General features: G+C 63.5%; 13 protein-coding genes. 12 read left to right on the forward strand and 1 reads right to left on the reverse strand.

Features of this window, described 5'->3' with window-relative positions:
* Positions 1–32: 32 nt before the first annotated feature.
* Positions 33–1,286 carry an NAD(P)/FAD-dependent oxidoreductase gene (locus tag RX328_RS33725; RefSeq protein WP_213252135.1) on the reverse strand — a complete coding sequence of 418 codons (1,254 nt, stop codon included), beginning with the start codon at positions 1,284–1,286 and terminating at the stop codon, positions 33–35.
* A gap of 188 nt (positions 1,287–1,474) precedes the next feature.
* On the opposite strand from RX328_RS33725, the gene RX328_RS33730 reads away from it, so the two are divergent.
* From RX328_RS33730 to RX328_RS33785, 12 genes are all read left to right on the forward strand, one after another.
* Positions 1,475–3,070 (forward strand): ABC transporter substrate-binding protein, encoded by a 1,596-nt coding sequence (locus RX328_RS33730; RefSeq protein WP_213252136.1) that lies wholly within the window; start codon positions 1,475–1,477, stop codon positions 3,068–3,070.
* 104 nt (positions 3,071–3,174) lie between these two features.
* Positions 3,175–4,155 (forward strand): ABC transporter permease, encoded by a 981-nt coding sequence (locus tag RX328_RS33735; RefSeq protein ID WP_057844461.1) that lies wholly within the window; start codon positions 3,175–3,177, stop codon positions 4,153–4,155.
* An 11-nt stretch (positions 4,156–4,166) separates the two neighbouring features.
* Entirely contained in the window at positions 4,167–5,138 is a 972-nt protein-coding gene (locus RX328_RS33740) for an ABC transporter permease (protein WP_213252137.1), read from the forward strand.
* Positions 5,135–6,133 (forward strand): ABC transporter ATP-binding protein, encoded by a 999-nt coding sequence (locus RX328_RS33745; protein WP_213252138.1) that lies wholly within the window; start codon positions 5,135–5,137, stop codon positions 6,131–6,133. Before RX328_RS33740 ends, RX328_RS33745 begins: the two co-directional genes overlap by 4 nt.
* On the forward strand, positions 6,130–7,128 hold the full coding sequence (locus RX328_RS33750; protein ID WP_213252139.1) for an ABC transporter ATP-binding protein: 999 nt from the start codon (positions 6,130–6,132) through the stop codon (positions 7,126–7,128). Before RX328_RS33745 ends, RX328_RS33750 begins: the two co-directional genes overlap by 4 nt.
* 100 nt (positions 7,129–7,228) lie before the next feature.
* The gene (locus RX328_RS33755; protein ID WP_213252140.1) at positions 7,229–9,034 is read left to right on the forward strand and encodes a gamma-glutamyltransferase family protein; all 1,806 of its coding nucleotides are present in this window, start codon (positions 7,229–7,231) and stop codon (positions 9,032–9,034) included.
* Between the two features lie 12 nt (positions 9,035–9,046).
* Positions 9,047–9,754, forward strand: coding sequence for a DUF1028 domain-containing protein (locus tag RX328_RS33760; RefSeq protein WP_213252141.1), 708 nt, complete (start codon positions 9,047–9,049; stop codon positions 9,752–9,754).
* On the forward strand, positions 9,751–10,740 hold the full coding sequence (locus RX328_RS33765) for an ABC transporter ATP-binding protein (RefSeq protein WP_213252142.1): 990 nt from the start codon (positions 9,751–9,753) through the stop codon (positions 10,738–10,740). The genes RX328_RS33760 and RX328_RS33765 overlap by 4 nt, the downstream gene beginning before the upstream one ends.
* 166 nt (positions 10,741–10,906) lie before the next feature.
* Positions 10,907–12,016 (forward strand): ABC transporter ATP-binding protein, encoded by a 1,110-nt coding sequence (locus tag RX328_RS33770; RefSeq protein WP_213252143.1) that lies wholly within the window; start codon positions 10,907–10,909, stop codon positions 12,014–12,016.
* 23 nt (positions 12,017–12,039) lie between these two features.
* A complete protein-coding gene (locus RX328_RS33775) occupies positions 12,040–13,551 on the forward strand; it encodes an ABC transporter substrate-binding protein (protein WP_213252144.1) in 1,512 nt (503 codons plus the stop codon).
* A gap of 147 nt (positions 13,552–13,698) precedes the next feature.
* Positions 13,699–14,640, forward strand: coding sequence for an ABC transporter permease (locus RX328_RS33780; protein WP_213252145.1), 942 nt, complete (start codon positions 13,699–13,701; stop codon positions 14,638–14,640).
* A 3-nt stretch (positions 14,641–14,643) separates the two neighbouring features.
* The gene (locus RX328_RS33785; RefSeq protein ID WP_213252146.1) at positions 14,644–15,531 is read left to right on the forward strand and encodes an ABC transporter permease; all 888 of its coding nucleotides are present in this window, start codon (positions 14,644–14,646) and stop codon (positions 15,529–15,531) included.
* Positions 15,532–15,576: the final 45 nt, after the last annotated feature.

The following is a 15,576-nucleotide window of genomic DNA, read 5'->3' on the forward strand; positions in this document are numbered from 1 at the left end:
CCGGTCCCCGGTCCCTTCAATTCCCGATATGGTCAACCAAAGCGTTCGATGGCGAACGGTCTGACATCGGCAAACGGGGTCTCGCCGGTCATCATTTCGGCCAGCAGGCGGGCGGTCGCGGGTCCGAGCGTCAGGCCATGGTGCTGGTGGCCGAAATCGAACCATAGCCCGCCATGGCGGGGCGCCTTGCCGATCACCGGCAGCATATCCGGCAGGCAGGGCCGCGCACCCATCCAGGGTTTGGTGTCGACCGGATCGCCGAGCGGGAACAGTCTGTGCGCCCGCGGCAGGGCCTGCTCGACTTGGATCGGCGTTGGTGGTGCATCGCGGTGGGCAAACTCGGCGCCGGTCGTGAGCCGAATGCCGCGGTTCATCGGCGCCAGGAGATAACCGAGGTCAGTGTCCAGCACGGGATGATTCAAGACCGCATTGCCGCGCGGCTTGAGGTGCAAATGGTAACCACGCTTGACCTGAAGCGGGATCGAATAACCGAGCGGAGCGAGGATCTGGTCCGACCAGGGGCCCATCGCCACCACCACGTCGCGCGCCGTAATCGTGCCTTCCAGCGTCGCCACCTGCCAGCGTCCGCTCGACTGTTCGAGCGTTCGGGCATCGCCGACCAGATAGCGCCCGCCCTTGCGGCCGAACAGCGCCGCATAGGCCTTGGCCAGCCCACCGGGATCGGGCACGAATCCCGGCGCGGGAAAATGGATTGCGCCCGCGAAATCGCCGGTCAGATGCGGCTCCCGCGCTGATATCGCGGCCTCATCCAGCACTTCTCCTGCCACGCCATGCTGCTTGGCGCGCTCGAGATCCTTCACCGCGCTCGCAAGCGTCGCCTCGGAGCGAAACAGCTTGATCCAACCGGTCCGCCGCAACAGCTCGGGTACATTGGCTTCCGCAATCAGTGCCTCATGCTCGATCAGGCTGCGCTGGATCAGCGGCAATTCGGCCATTGCACTGTGCAGTGCACGCTCCGGCGACGAGGCGAGGAAATACCGGGTCAGCCACGGCAGGATGACCGGCAAATCCCTGAAATGGTAACGCACCTGCGGCGCGCGAAGAAACGCGTAGCGCAGGATCTGGCCCACGTCCCGCGGAAACATGTAGGGAAAGACCGAAGCGCATTCGATCAGCCCACCATTGCCGTAACTGGTTTCCTCGCCGGCTGTCTCATGGCGGTCGATCAGAACCACGTTCCGGCCGCGCTTCTGCAGGTGCAAAGCCGCACTGACGCCGACCATGCCCGCACCCAGGACGAGAACGTCGGCCTTCAGTTCCGTCATCCGGCACTCCGAAAGTTCAATGTAACGTGCTTGCGCATACGTCTTAAGGTGAGACTAGTCATTGCCGCACCGCCGCGCAAACCGGCACGCACTGCGGGATAATGAAGCTTGCGCAGTGGCTGGACTCTGGCAACATGGCTCGGCAATATCCGGCGGAAATTGCTGATCAAAGTGGGGAAATCGAACAAATGTCGGTACGTCAGACTTTGCTTGCAGCGGTCACGGCTTCCATCCTTGCCGTGGCGATGGCGCCGGCATCGGCCCAGAGCCTGCGCTATGCCAATCAGGGCGACCTCAAGTCGCTCGACCCGCACACGCTGAACGAGAGCACCACCCACGCCCATCTCGGTCATGTCTTCGAAGGCCTTACTACCCGCGATAGGGATCTGAAGATCATCCCCGCTCTGGCGGAGAAATGGGAAACGCCGGAGCCAACCCGCTGGCGGTTCCATCTGCGCAAGGGCGTGAAATTCCACAACGGCGATCCGTTCACCGCCGACGATGTCGTTTTCTCGGCGGATCGTGTCCGCAAGAAGGGCTCGAACCTGCAGACACGCATTCCCTCCGATGCCAAGGTCGTCAAGGTCGATGACTACACGGTGGACTTCATCCTGACCTCGCCCAATCCCATTCTCAATTCGCAATGGGATACTTGGTACATCATGAGCAAGAAATGGGCCGAGGCGAACAATTCCGTCGACCCGACACCCGCGGCGGCAACCACACCGAGCTTCGCCTCACTCAACGCCAACGGCACCGGCCCCTTCACGATCGAAAGCCATCAGCCCGGCGTCAAGACCGTGTTCAAGGCCAATCCGAACTGGTGGCGCAAGCCCGAACATAATCTCAAGGAAATCATCTTCACGCCGATCGGCTCCGACGCCACCCGCGTGGCCGCACTGCTCTCGGGCGAAGTCGACGTCATCGAGCCGGTTCCGATCCAGGATATCACGCGCGTCGATTCCAGCCCGAACGCCCAGGTGCTGAAGGGACCGGAACTCCGCACCATCTTCCTTGGCATGGATCAGGTCCGCGACGAATTGCTCTACTCCAACGTCAAGGGCAAGAACCCGTTCAAGGACGTCAAGGTGCGCGAGGCCTTCTTCAAGGCTGTCGATATCGAGTTGATCAAGACCCGCGTCATGCGCGGCCTGTCGACGCCCTCGGCGCTGATGATCGCACCGCAACTGTTCAAACTGTCCGGCGACTTCACGCGGCCGAAATTCGATCCCGACGGCGCCAAGAAGCTTCTGGCCGAAGCCGGCTATCCCGATGGATTCGAAGTCACGATGGATTGCCCGAACGACCGCTATGTCAACGACGCCGGGATCTGTCAGGCGGTCGTCGGCATGCTGGCCCGCATCGGCGTCAAGGTGACGCTGCTGGCGCAGCCCAAGGCGCAGTATTTCGCCAAGGTGTTGAAGCCCGGCGGCTACCAGACCTCGTTCTATCTGCTCGGCTGGACACCCGGCACGCTCGACTCCCATAACGTCCTGTTCGACATCATGGGTTGCCGCGACGACCCGAAATCGGCGCGCGGCGAAGCCAATCTCGGCGGCTACTGCAACAAGAACCTCGACGCCCTCACCGACAAGGTGCTGCAGGAATCCGACATGACCAAGCGCGATCTCCTGATCAAGCAAGCGTACGAGATCGCTCAGAAGGATTTCGCATACATCCCGCTGCATCAGCAGGCGCTGGCATGGGGTGTGTCAAAGAAAGTGAAACTGAGCCAGCGCGCCGACAATCAGGTCCTGCTCTACTGGGCGACCAAACAGGACTAGTCGGGCTCGACACAGGTCCCGGCGGCTTAGCGACTTCCGGGACTTTTCGTTTCCAGGCGACAGCGACGTGTGCCGCCGCACCAAGAGAGCAGTGAAAGGAATACATGCTCGCTTTCACTCTTCGCCGCGCTATCCAGGCCATCGGCGTCATGATCGCAGTCGGCGTGATCGCGTTCTCGATGTTCCGTTTCGCCGGCGATCCCGTCAACCAGATCGTCTCATTGGACACGCCAGCCGCCGAACGCGAGGCGGTCCGCAAGTCGCTCGGCCTCGACGATCCCGTGCCGGTGCAGTTCGCACGCTATTTCGCCAATGCCGCGCAATTCAAGTTCGGGGTCTCCTATCAGTTCCGTCAGCCGGTTTCGAACCTGTTGATGGAACGAATGCCGGCGACGCTGGAGCTTGCCGCCTGCGCCACAGTTCTCGCCATGGTGTTCGGCATCCTGATGGGGGTCTATTCGGCGCTGCGGCGCGATACGATTCTAACAAAATTCTTCCAGGCGGTGTCGCTGATCGGAATCTCGCTGCCGACCTTCCTGATCGGCATTCTCCTGATCTATCTGTTCTCGGTGACGCTAGGCTGGCTGCCTTCATTCGGCCGCGGCGACGTGGTGCGGATCGGATGGTGGACCACCGGACTGCTTACTCTTTCCGGCCTGAAGGCGCTGATCATGCCCTCGATCACGCTTGGTCTGTTCCAGATGACCCTGATCATGCGACTGGTGCGCGCTGAAATGCTCGAAGTGCTCCGTACCGACTACATCCGCTTCGCTCGCGCCCGCGGCCTCACCACGCGCGCGATCCACTTCGGCCACGCGCTGAAGAACACGCTGGTTCCCGTTATCACCGTCGCCGGGCTGCAGTTTGGCTCGGTTATTGCATTTGCCATCATCACCGAAACCGTCTTCCAGTGGCCAGGTATGGGATTGTTGTTCGTGCAGGCCGTGCAAAATGTCGATATTCCAATCATGGCCGCCTACCTGCTGATGGTGTCGCTGATTTTCGTTACCATCAACTTGGTGGTCGATATCCTCTACACCGTCGTCGATCCGCGCCTGCGCTCGACCATCCGCCGTCCGGCATAAGCGAGACTGATATGTCTGACGCCGTAGTACCACACCGAATAGAGTCGAGCCCGCAGCGGGCGCGCTCGAACGCGAGCTGGCTGAAGCGCGTGCTCGACAGCGATATCTTTTACTCGTTCCGCCGCTCCCGAATGACGATGGTGGCGGCGGCGGTAACGGTCCTGTTCTTCTTGCTGGCGATCTTCGCATCGCAACTCGCCGTGCAAAACCCGTTCGACCCGGCGCAACTGCAATTGATGAATTCGCGGATCTCGCCGCTGTGGACCGCCGAGGGTCAAAGTCCGTTCCTGCTCGGCACCGATGAACAGGGCCGCGACGTGTTTTCTGCCATCCTCTATGGCTTGCGGATTTCGCTCGTCGTTGGCGTGCTCGGCGTTATCTTCGCCGGCACGCTCGGCATTACGCTTGGCCTCATTGCAGGCTATGTCGGTGGCGCGGTCGACGGGCTGATCATGCGCATCGCCGACGTGCAGCTCACCTTCCCGGCGATCCTGATCGCGCTATTGGTCAACGGCGTCGCCAAATCCGTGTTCGGCAACCGGCTGGATGCCATGAGCACGCTGGCAGTGCTGGTGGTTGCGATCGGTCTCAGTTTCTGGGTGCAATACGCCCGCACCGTGCGTGGCTCGGTGATGGTCGAGAAGAACAAGGACTATGTCGCGGCCGCGCAACTGATCGGCCTGCCTGCGCCCAAGATCATGCTGCGGCACGTGCTACCCAACACCATGGGCCCGATTCTCGTGATCGCGACCATCAACCTTGCGCTCGCCATCATCACCGAGGCGACCCTCTCGTTCCTGGGCGCCGGCATGCCCGATACCATGCCCTCGCTCGGCACCCTGATCCGGATCGGCAACAACTACCTGTTCGCCGGCGAATGGTGGATCGTCGCCTTCCCCGGCATCGCGCTGGCGGGACTTATCCTCTCGATCAACCTGCTCGGCGACTGGCTGCGCGACGCGCTCAATCCAAAACTCCGATGACCGTTCCCGTCCTCTCCGTGCGTAACCTCGAGGTGGAATTCCTCACCCGCCGCAGCACGCTGCGCGCCATCAACGGCGTTTCTTTCGATATCGCCAAGGGCGAAGTGCTCGGCGTGGTCGGCGAATCCGGCGCCGGCAAATCGGTCACGGGACTAGCCGTGATCGGACTGATCGATCCCCCCGGCCGCATTTCGGGCGGCGAGATCTATCTCTCGGGAACGCGGATCGATCACCTGCCGCCGGAAGAAATCCGCCGTATCCGGGGCAAACGGATCGGGATGATTTTTCAGGATCCGCTGACGAGCCTCAATCCGCTCTACCGGATCGGCGACCAGATCGTCGAGACGATCCGGACCCACATGAATCTTTCTGAGACCGCAGCGCGCAAGCGCGCCATCGATCTCTTGGCCGAGGTCGGCATCCCCGCGCCGGACAAACGCATCGACGCCTATCCGCACGAATTCTCCGGCGGCATGCGCCAGCGCGTCGTGATTGCGCTGGCGATCTGCGCCGAGCCGGAACTGATCATCGCCGACGAGCCGACCACCGCGCTCGACGTTTCCGTGCAGGCGCAGATCATCTCGCTGATCAAACGGCTCGGGCGCGACCACGGCACGGCGGTGATGCTGGTCACCCACGACATGGGCGTGATCGCCGAGACCTCCGACCGGGTCGCGGTGATGTATTCGGGCCGGATCGCCGAAATTGGCCCGGTGCAGGACGTCGTGCAGAATCCGCTGCACCCCTACGCCAAGGGCCTGATGGGCGCGATCCCGACGCTGGCGGGCGAAGGCAAGCGGTTGGTGCAGATACCGGGCTCGATGCCACGGCTGTCGGCGATCCCGCCGGGCTGCTCGTTCAATCCACGCTGCGCCTTTGCATTCGACCGTTGCCGCGTCGATCGGCCGGAGCCGCTCAAGCACGGCTCGCACGCCGTAGCCTGCCATCTCTTCGATACCGCGCCCCACGTAGCGGCGAAGGAGACCGCGGCATGAGCCCGCCCTTTGTCGATGTGAGGAATTTGCGCCGCGTGTTCGACGTCTCAAAGCCGTGGCTCAACCGCGTGCTGGAAGGTGGCCATCTGGAATTCCTGAAGGCGGTCGACGGCGTGACGTTCGACATCCGAAAGGGCGAGACTTTTGCTCTCGTCGGGGAATCCGGCTCGGGCAAGACCACCGTGGCGCGGATGGTGGTGGGGTTGCTGCCGCCGACTTCGGGCGAAGTCATCATCGACGGCATCTCCATGACTAATCCCAGGCAGGCCCACGCACGGCAGCGGCTGCGCCGACGGATCCAGATGATTTTTCAGGATCCCTACGCGAGCCTCAATCCCCGCTTCCGGGTCGACGCCATCGTCTCCGAGCCGATCCGCGCCTTCGACTTGATCCAGGGCGAGCGCAATATCCGCCTGCGCGTCGGCGAATTGTTGAATCTCGTGGGCCTTCATCCCGATGACGGGCTAAAATATCCGCATGAATTCTCCGGCGGCCAGCGCCAGCGCATCGCGATTGCGCGCGCGCTGGCGTCAGATGCCGAGTTCATTGTTTGCGACGAGCCGACCTCGGCGCTCGATGTCTCCGTGCAGGCGCAGATCCTCAATCTGATGCGCGACCTGCAGGACAAATTCGGCCTGACCTATCTCCTCATCAGCCATAACCTCGCCGTGGTCCGCCACATGGCGACGCGCATCGGCGTGATGTATCTCGGTCGTATTGTTGAAATCGCCGAGGGCCGCGAATTGTTCGCCAATCCGCGGATGCCCTACACCAAAATGCTGCTCGGCGCTGTTCCTGATCTCGCGATGTCCGGCCGGCAACGTATTCCGGTCAAGGGCGAGATCCCAAATCCGATCGATCCGCCGCCCGGCTGCGCCTTCAACCCGCGTTGCCCGCTCGCGTTCGATCTGTGCCGGCGGCAAGCGCCCGCTTTGATCGATGGGGTTGCCTGCCATGCTGTCAACCATCCGGTTGAGGCCACCGCCTTGGTATGATCACGGAGATGGGTGCATTGCGTGGCATCCCAGCGGTTGGCATCCAGCCCCGCCTGTGGTCAAGTGTTTCAGCACCGCGATACCACGGCATTGGATTCCCATGAGCAACATCAATCCCGATCCGTTCACCACAAGGCCGGAGATCGAAGGCACCTTTGGCGTCGTGACCTCGACCCACTGGATCGCGACCGCCGTCGGGATGAGCATTCTGGAAAAAGGCGGCAACGCATTCGATGCCGGCGTTGCCACCGCCTTCACGCTGCAGGTGGTGGAGCCGCACCTGAACGGCCCCGGAGGCGACGTGCCGATCATCGTGCATGATATCAAGCGCGGCCGCACCGAGGTGATCTGCGGTCAGGGTCCCGCGCCCGCGAAAGCCACCATCGCGCACTACAAGAGCGAAGGCCTGGAAATGGTGCCCGGCACCGGGCTGCTCGCCGCCTGCGTGCCCGGCACGTTCGAATCCTGGATGCTGCTCTTGCGCGATTACGGCACGATGCGGCTGCGCGATGTGCTGGAGCCGGCGATCGCCTACGCCCGCGACGGCTATCCGCTGGTCGAGCGCGCTTCCGCAACCATCCAGGTCGTCGAGCAGTTGTTCAGGAAGCACTGGACGACCTCGGCGGCGGTCTACCTGCCGAACAACGAAGTACCGAGACCGGGCACGCTGTTCACCAACACGCAGCTCTCCGAAACCTACGCCCGCATCCTTAAAGAGGCGGAAAGCGCAGGCGGCGATCGCGTCGCACAGATCGAGCGTGCGCGAAAGTCCTGGTCGCAGGGTTTCGTGGCGGAAGCGATCGACAACTTCTGCCGCACGCAGGAAGTGATGGACGTCAGCGGCTCACCGCACCGCGGAGTGCTTTCCGCCGACGACATGGCGCGCTGGCAGCCGACCGTCGAGGCGCCGCTCACCTACGACTATGGCCGCTACACCGTCTGCAAGCCCGGCGTCTGGAGCCAGGGGCCGGTGATGCTACAGCAGCTCGCGCTGCTAAAGGGCTTTGAGCTCGACGGCCTCGACCCTGCCGGGCCTGACTTCATCCATCTGCAGATCGAATGCGCAAAACTCGCCTTCGCCGATCGCGAGAAGTTTTATGGCGACCCGAAATTCACCGACATCCCGATCGCGACGCTCTTGTCGGACGCCTATAATGACGAACGCCGCAAGCTGATCTCAAGGGACAAGGCCTCGCTCGATTTCATCCCCGGCTCGGTCGAAGGCTTTGGCTCGGTCGTCAAGCTGCGCCGGGCGGAGGGCCATCGCGAGGCGGTCGGTGCGATGGGCGCGGGCGAGCCGACGGTCGGCCGGTTCGGCGAGGTGCGCGGCGACACCGTGCATTTCGACATCATCGACCAGGCCGGCAACATGGTCTCGGCCACGCCGTCCGGCGGCTGGCTGCAATCCTCGCCGGTCATTCCCGAACTCGGCTTCTGCCTCGGCAGCCGCGCGCAGATGTTCTGGCTGGAGGAAGATCACCCGGCAGCACTTGCGCCCGGCAAGCGCCCGCGCACCACCCTCTCGCCCACCATGGCGCTGCGCGACGGCGAGCCTTACATGGCCTGGGGCTCGCCCGGTGGCGACCAGCAGGATCAATGGACCACGCAGTTCTTCCTGCGACATGTCCACGCCAAGCTGAACCTGCAGGAAGCGATCGACGCACCGGCGTGGCACTCCGAACATTTCCCGATCTCGTTCTGGCCGCGTACCGCGCGCCCCGGCGTGCTCGTGCTCGAAAGCCGCGTGCCGAAGGCGACCGTCGACACGTTGAAGAGCCGCGACCATGTCGTCGAGATCGGTCCCGACTGGTCGGAAGGCCGCCTCACCGCAGCCTCCAAGGTCGGCCGCCGCCGCCGAGCCGCCGCCAACCCCAGGGGCATGCAGGGCTACGCGGCGGGCCGATAGAGGCGACTTGAGATGACCTGGTCGATCATTGCCCGTGATACCTCAACCGGTCAGACCGGCATCGCTGTCGCGACCCGATTTTTCGCCGTCGGCGCGCGCGTGCCACATATCGCGCCCGGCGTCGGCGGCATCGCGACGCAGGCGTTGGTCAATCCCTATTACGGCATCGATGGTGTGAAGCTGTTGCGCGAAGGCCGCAGCCCCCGCGAGGTGGTCGACATTCTGCTCGCTGCCGACGATGGACGCGAGGCCCGCCAACTTCATGTCATGGATATCAAGGGCCGCATCGCAGCGCATACCGGCCGCGAATGCATCGACTGGTGTGGGCATATCCAGGGTGACGGCTTCTCCCTCGCTGGCAACATGCTGACGGGCGCCGCCGTGCTCGACGACGCGGCGAAGGCCTTTGTCGCCAATGCCAACCTGCCCTTTGCGCAACGGCTGATCGTAGCGATGAAGGCCGGCGAAGCGGCCGGCGGCGACAAGCGCGGCAAGCAATCGGCGGCGCTGTTGATCCATGGCGAGGAAGAATGGTCCGATCTCGACCTGCGTGTCGACGACCATACCGATCCATTGGCCGAACTTGAACGTCTCGAACAAGTGAGCCGCGAGCGCTGGGTGCATTTCCGCCCCTTCCTGCCGACGCGCAAAAATCCGGCCGGGATCACCGACCGCACGGTCATCGATGCCCGCATCGAGGCGGCGGCGGGCAAGGCATGACCGCGAGCCCGCTGATCGAAATCGAGGGCCTGCGCGTGGTCTTCCACGGCGATGACGGCCGTACCACGCACGCAGTCGATGGTGTCGATCTCAGCGTCGCCAATGGCGCGACGCTTGGTCTCGTCGGCGAATCCGGCTGCGGCAAGAGCGTGACCTCGCTCGCCGTCATGGGATTGTTGCCAAAGCGCTCCGCTGAGGTGTCGGGTTCGATCCGTTTCGACGGTTTTGATCTCCTCGACATTCCCGACGATACGCTGCGCGATTTGCGCGGCAACCGACTCGCGATGATCTTTCAGGAGCCGATGACTTCGCTCAATCCGAGCTTCACCATCGGCGACCAAATCATCGAGACCATCCTGCGCCATCGCGGCGGGTCGCGGCGGCAGGCGCGCGAGCGCGCGATCGAGCTGTTGCGGCGGGTGCATATCCCCTCGCCTGAGAAACGTGTCGACGAATATCCGCACAAGCTGTCCGGCGGCATGCGCCAGCGCGTGATGATCGCAATGGCGCTGGCCTGCGATCCGCGGCTCCTGATCGCCGACGAGCCGACCACCGCGCTCGACGTCACCCTGCAGGCGCAGATCCTCGACCTGATGCGAGAACTGAAGGCCGCGAGCGGTGCCGCGATCATCCTGATCACCCACGATCTCGGCGTGGTCGCGGAAGTCTGCGACGAGGTCGCGGTGATGTATGCCGGCGAGATCGTCGAACGGGCGCCGGTCGACGAGCTCTTTGCCAGCCCGCAGCATCCCTACACCGTCGGGCTGCTCGGCTCGATCCCGCGGCTCGGCCGCCGCACGGCGCACCTGGCGACGATCGAGGGCATGGTGCCGAACATGACGAACCCGCCACCCGGCTGCCGCTTCGCCGCGCGCTGTCCGTTCGCGCTCGACGCCTGCATCGCCGCACCGCCGCCGCTTGCGATGGTGAGCCCTGGTCACGTCTCGCGCTGCGTCCGCGCGCCGCTGGAGCTGCTGGTATCATGACCGCGACGCTCTCGACGCTCGTGCCCCGGGCGCAGTGCAGCGCAAGCAAAGCGCAGTGGTGCACTGCTAAACCAGGGCCTACCTGCGGTCCGTTGCGAGATGGGTCCCGGTTCTGCGGAGCAACGCTTCGCGTTGCGCCGCGCCCGGGACACGAGGAACGTCAGCGATGACCGTCCTTCTCGAAGTCGAAGGCCTGGTGAAACATTTCGTCGCCGCTCGGTCGGTGTTTGGCCGGCCAACGGCCTACGTGAAGGCAGTCGATGGCGTCAGCTTCACGGTCGAGGCCGGCAAGACGCTGGCGCTGGTCGGCGAATCCGGCTGCGGTAAATCCACCGTAAGCCGGCTGGTGCTGCGGTTGATCGAGCCGGATGCAGGAGCCGTTCGCTTCGAGGGCAGCGACCTCGGCGCGCTCAATGCCAATGAATTGCGTGCATTCCGCCGCGATGCGCAGATCATTTTCCAGGACCCTTATGGATCGCTGAATCCGCGCATGACGGTGAGCCAGATCCTGACCGAGCCGCTGGCGCTGCACGATCTGGTACCGGCCCCGCGCCGCCGTGAACGTGTCGAAGAGCTGCTGCGCCTGGTCGGGCTCGAGCCGCGCTTTGCCCGCCGCTACCCGCACGAATTTTCCGGCGGCCAGCGCCAGCGCATCGCGATTGCGCGGGCGCTCGCTGTGCAGCCAAAACTGATCATCTGCGACGAGCCGGTCTCCGCGCTCGATGTTTCGATTCGCTCGCAAATCCTCAACCTGCTGCGCGACCTGCAACAGCGGCTCGGCCTCGCCTACATCTTCGTCTCACACGATCTGGCGGTCGTGAAGCACATCGCCGACCGCGTCGCCGTGATGAATCTCGGCGGCATTGTCGAGACTGCGGACGCCGAGGCGCTGTTCGCCGCGCCCCGGCATCCCTATAGCCGCGCGCTCCTGTCGGCGATTCCCGTACCCAAACCGCAGGCCCGGCGCGGCCGCATCGTGCTGGAAGGCGAGATGCCGAGCGCGCTCAATCCGCCTTCCGGCTGCCGATTTCATACCCGCTGCCCTTACGTCATCGAGCGCTGCCGCACCGAAATTCCTCTCCTGCTCGCCGACGGCACGGGACACGCGACGGCGTGTCACCGCACGGCCGAATTGCCGTCGCCCGGGGCCATCGTTCCCGCCGATGGCGGATTTTCGCCGGTGCTGGAAAAATTGGTCGCCGCCTTCAGCGGTGGCACGGAAGGTGCAGGCCGCGTCGGGGTTGATGTACCAAGGACACGGCCAAGTGCGGTGTAATCGTGGATAAGGGGATGGCAGCAATGAAAATCTTTCGTTTGGCAGTCACCGCAGCGGCGCTGCTGCTGTCGCTTCCGTCGGCCGTTCAGGCCCAGACCACGCTGCGGATCGGGCTTGCCGAGGACCCCGATATCCTCGACCCGACCGTGGCCCGCACCTATGTCGGCCGCATCGTATTCGCATCGTTCTGCGACAAGCTGTTCGACATCGACGAGAAGCTCAACATCGTGCCGCAGCTCGCGCTGAGCCACGAAACTTCGGCCGACGGCAAGGAAGTCACCATCAAGCTCCGGCCCGGCGTCAAGTTTCACGATGGCGAGCCGCTGGACGCCGAAGCCGCCAAATATTCGATTGAGCGTCACCTCACCATGCAGGGCTCGTTTCGCAAGCCGGAGCTGGCGAGCGTCGATCGCGTCGAGGTGGTTGATCCCCTTACCATCAGGCTTGGACTGAAGGCGCCGTTCTCACCGCTGATCGCGCAGCTTACCGACCGCGCCGGCATGATGGTCTCGCCGAAGGCCGCCAAGGAGGCCGGCGACAAGTTCGGACTTCGTCCGGTCTGCGCCGGGCCTTACAAATTCGTCGAGCGCGTTCAACAGGACCGTATGGTATTCGAGAAGTTCGCCGACTACTGGAACAAGGATAATGTGTTCATCGACCGCATCGTGTTCCTGCCGATCGTCGACGCTACGGTTCGCCTCGCCAATCTGAAATCCGGCGGGCTCGACCTGATCGAGCGTGTGCTTGCCACTGACATCAAGGATGTGCGGACCGATTCACGGCTAAAACTTTCGACCGCAATCGAGCTCGGCTATCAGGGCATTACGCTTAACATCGGCAAGGACAAGGCCAAAGGACCGCTCAGCCAGTCCGCCAAGGTTCGCCAGGCGCTCGATCTCTCGCTCGATCGCGAAGCCATCAACCAGGTGGTGTTCAACGGCGAATTCAAACCTGGCAATCAGTGGATTAATCCGGATCATCCCTACTATCAGAAAGCTTTTCCGCTTCGTGGTCGCGACGTCGCTAAAGCCAAGGCGCTGTTGAAGGAAGCCGGCGTCACGCCGCCGGTCACCGTCGATTTCATGGTACCGAAGGGCGCCGAGACCGAAGCGGTTGCTCAGGTCGTGCAGTCGATGGCCTCTGAATCCGGATTCGACATGAAGCTCAGGGTCACGGAATTTGCGACCTCGCTGAAACAGGCCGAAGCCGGTGAGTATCAGGCCTTCATGCTGGCCTGGAGCGGCCGGATCGACCCGGACGGCAATTCCTACGTTTTCCAGAAGACCGACGCACCGCAGAACTACAGTGGCTGGTCCAACAAGGAGGCCGACAAGCTACTTGACGAGGGCCGCCTCGTCACCGATCAGGCGCAGCGCAAGGCGATCTATGAAAAACTGGCCAAGATCGTGCTGGAGGAGAAGCCGCTGCTCTACATCTATCACCGCCGTATCCTGATCGCGCATACGACGAAGCTCGAAGGCTACAAGCAGATGCCGGACGGGCTGGTGCGCGTGGTTGGATTGAAGCTGAAGTGAGCATGGCGCGCGTCGTCTCGTGTCCCGGACGCGTTGCAGCGCGAAGCGGTGCAACGCTGAGCCGGGACCTACCGCCTCTCCCGCGTGGGTCCCGGTTCTGCAGCGCAGCGTTTCACGCTGCGCTGCGCCCGGGACACGGATAGCATCATGCTGAACTTCCTCGCGCGCCGCGTCGTCCAGCTCATCCCGACGCTGTTCTTCGTCTCGATCCTGATCTTTTCGCTGCAGCAATTGCTGCCGGGCGATCCGGCGCTGGTGATGGCCGGCGAGGAACGCGATCCTGATGTGATCGCGCAGATCCGCGAGCAGTACCGGCTCGACCAGCCGGTGCCGGTGCAATATGTCTACTGGGTCAAGGGCGTGCTATCGGGCGATTTCGGCGAGTCCTTGCGCAACAAGGTGCCGGTGCGCGAACTGATCGCCCGAAAGCTGCCGGTCACGATGCAGCTTGCGTCGATGGCCATCGTCATCGCCTTTCTGATCGGGATCCCCGCCGGCATAGTTTCAGCGGTAAAGAAAGGTACGGCCTGGGACTATGGCGCCAATTTCTTTGCGCTGTGGGGCATCTCGACGCCGAATTTCTGGCTCGGCATCATGCTGATCTTCCTGTTTTCGATCCAGCTCGGCTGGCTGCCGGCATCGGGCTATGTGCCGCTGACCGAGAACTGGCGCGGCAGCATCGCCTCCACCATTATGCCGGCCTTCGTGCTCGGCAACGCGATCGCCGCGATCCTGATGCGCCATACCCGCAGCGCCATGCTGCAGGTGCTGGAAAGCGATTACGTCCGCACCGCCCGCGCCAAGGGCCTGCTCGAGCGCTCGGTCATTCTCAAGCATGCCATGCGCAACGCGCTGACGCCGGTGATCACGCTCGGCGCGCTCGAACTGGGCACGCTGTTGTCGGGCGCGGTGCTGACCGAGCAGATCTTCTCGATTCCCGGTTTCGGCAAGCTAATCGTGGACGCAGTCTTCAACCGCGACTACGCGGTCGTGCAAGGCGTCGTGCTGACGACGGCGACGATCTACATCACGCTCAATCTCATTGCCGACATCGGCTATGTCCTCGTCAACCCTCGGCTGAGGACTTAAGCCATGGCCGACACGACGCTCAGCGCGTTACCGATTGCCGTCTCCGACGAACTGGAGAGCCCGGCACGCCGCGCGCTGCGCCGGCTGTTCAAGCGCAAGGGCGCGATGGCCGGGCTTGTCGTGATCGCGACCTTCGTGTTGCTCGCGGTATTTGCGCCGCTGATCTCGCCCTATGAGCCGATCGCGACAAGCTGGTCGCTGGTGCGCAAGCCGCCGTCCGCGCTGCACTGGTTCGGCACCGACGAGCTCGGCCGCGACATTCTCGCCCGGGTGATCTACGGCGCGCGTGCTTCGCTTCTGGCCGGCGCCATCTCGGTCGGGATCGCGCTGTCGATCGGCGTGCCGCTCGGCCTGTTGTCGGGCTATCGCGGCGGCTTCATCGACGCCCTGATCAGCCGCATCACGGATGCGATGCTGGCCTGCCCGTTCCTGATCCTCGCCATCGCGCTCGCTGCCTTCCTGGGCCCCAGTCTCGGCAACGCCATGATCGCGATCGGCATCTCCGCGACGCCGATCTTCGTGCGGCTGACGCGCGGCCAGGTGATGAGCGTCAAGGTCGAGGATTACGTCGAGGCCGCGCGCGCCATGGGCAATCCGCGCTGGCGCATCGCGCTGTTTCACATCCTGCCGAACATCATGCCGGCGCTCTTGGTGCAGGCGACGCTGTCGATCGCGGCTGCGATCATCGCCGAAGCCGCGCTGTCATTCCTCGGCCTCGGCCAGCAGCCGCCCGCGCCATCCTGGGGCAGCATGCTCAACGCCGCGCAGCGCTTTCTGACGAATGCGCCGTGGATGGCGGTCTGGCCGGGACTGGCGATCTTCCTCGTGGTGCTGTCGTTCAACCTGGTCGGCGATGGTTTGCGCGACGCGCTGGATCCGAGGGAGCGGTAGAGGCGTCATTGCGAGCGAAGCGAAGCAATCCATAGCGTCGCAAAG

The sequence above is a fragment of the Bradyrhizobium sp. sBnM-33 genome, assembly GCF_032917945.1.
GTDB lineage: Bacteria > Pseudomonadota > Alphaproteobacteria > Rhizobiales > Xanthobacteraceae > Bradyrhizobium.

What these genes read in the sequence shown, in the direction of transcription:
- RX328_RS33775 (WP_213252144.1), top strand. Translation starts at nt 12,040, where the DNA reads ATGAAAATCTTTCGTTTGGCAGTCACCGCAGCGGCGCTGCTGCTGTCG.
- RX328_RS33770 (WP_213252143.1), top strand. Translation starts at nt 10,907, where the DNA reads ATGACCGTCCTTCTCGAAGTCGAAGGCCTGGTGAAACATTTCGTCGCC.
- RX328_RS33765 (WP_213252142.1), top strand. Translation starts at nt 9,751, where the DNA reads ATGACCGCGAGCCCGCTGATCGAAATCGAGGGCCTGCGCGTGGTCTTC.
- RX328_RS33780 (WP_213252145.1), top strand. Translation starts at nt 13,699, where the DNA reads ATGCTGAACTTCCTCGCGCGCCGCGTCGTCCAGCTCATCCCGACGCTG.
- RX328_RS33735 (WP_057844461.1), top strand. Translation starts at nt 3,175, where the DNA reads ATGCTCGCTTTCACTCTTCGCCGCGCTATCCAGGCCATCGGCGTCATG.
- RX328_RS33740 (WP_213252137.1), top strand. Translation starts at nt 4,167, where the DNA reads ATGTCTGACGCCGTAGTACCACACCGAATAGAGTCGAGCCCGCAGCGG.
- RX328_RS33730 (WP_213252136.1), top strand. Translation starts at nt 1,475, where the DNA reads ATGTCGGTACGTCAGACTTTGCTTGCAGCGGTCACGGCTTCCATCCTT.
- RX328_RS33755 (WP_213252140.1), top strand. Translation starts at nt 7,229, where the DNA reads ATGAGCAACATCAATCCCGATCCGTTCACCACAAGGCCGGAGATCGAA.
- RX328_RS33760 (WP_213252141.1), top strand. Translation starts at nt 9,047, where the DNA reads ATGACCTGGTCGATCATTGCCCGTGATACCTCAACCGGTCAGACCGGC.
- RX328_RS33785 (WP_213252146.1), top strand. Translation starts at nt 14,644, where the DNA reads ATGGCCGACACGACGCTCAGCGCGTTACCGATTGCCGTCTCCGACGAA.
- RX328_RS33750 (WP_213252139.1), top strand. Translation starts at nt 6,130, where the DNA reads ATGAGCCCGCCCTTTGTCGATGTGAGGAATTTGCGCCGCGTGTTCGAC.
- RX328_RS33745 (WP_213252138.1), top strand. Translation starts at nt 5,135, where the DNA reads ATGACCGTTCCCGTCCTCTCCGTGCGTAACCTCGAGGTGGAATTCCTC.
- RX328_RS33725 (WP_213252135.1), bottom strand. Translation starts at nt 1,286, where the DNA reads ATGACGGAACTGAAGGCCGACGTTCTCGTCCTGGGTGCGGGCATGGTC.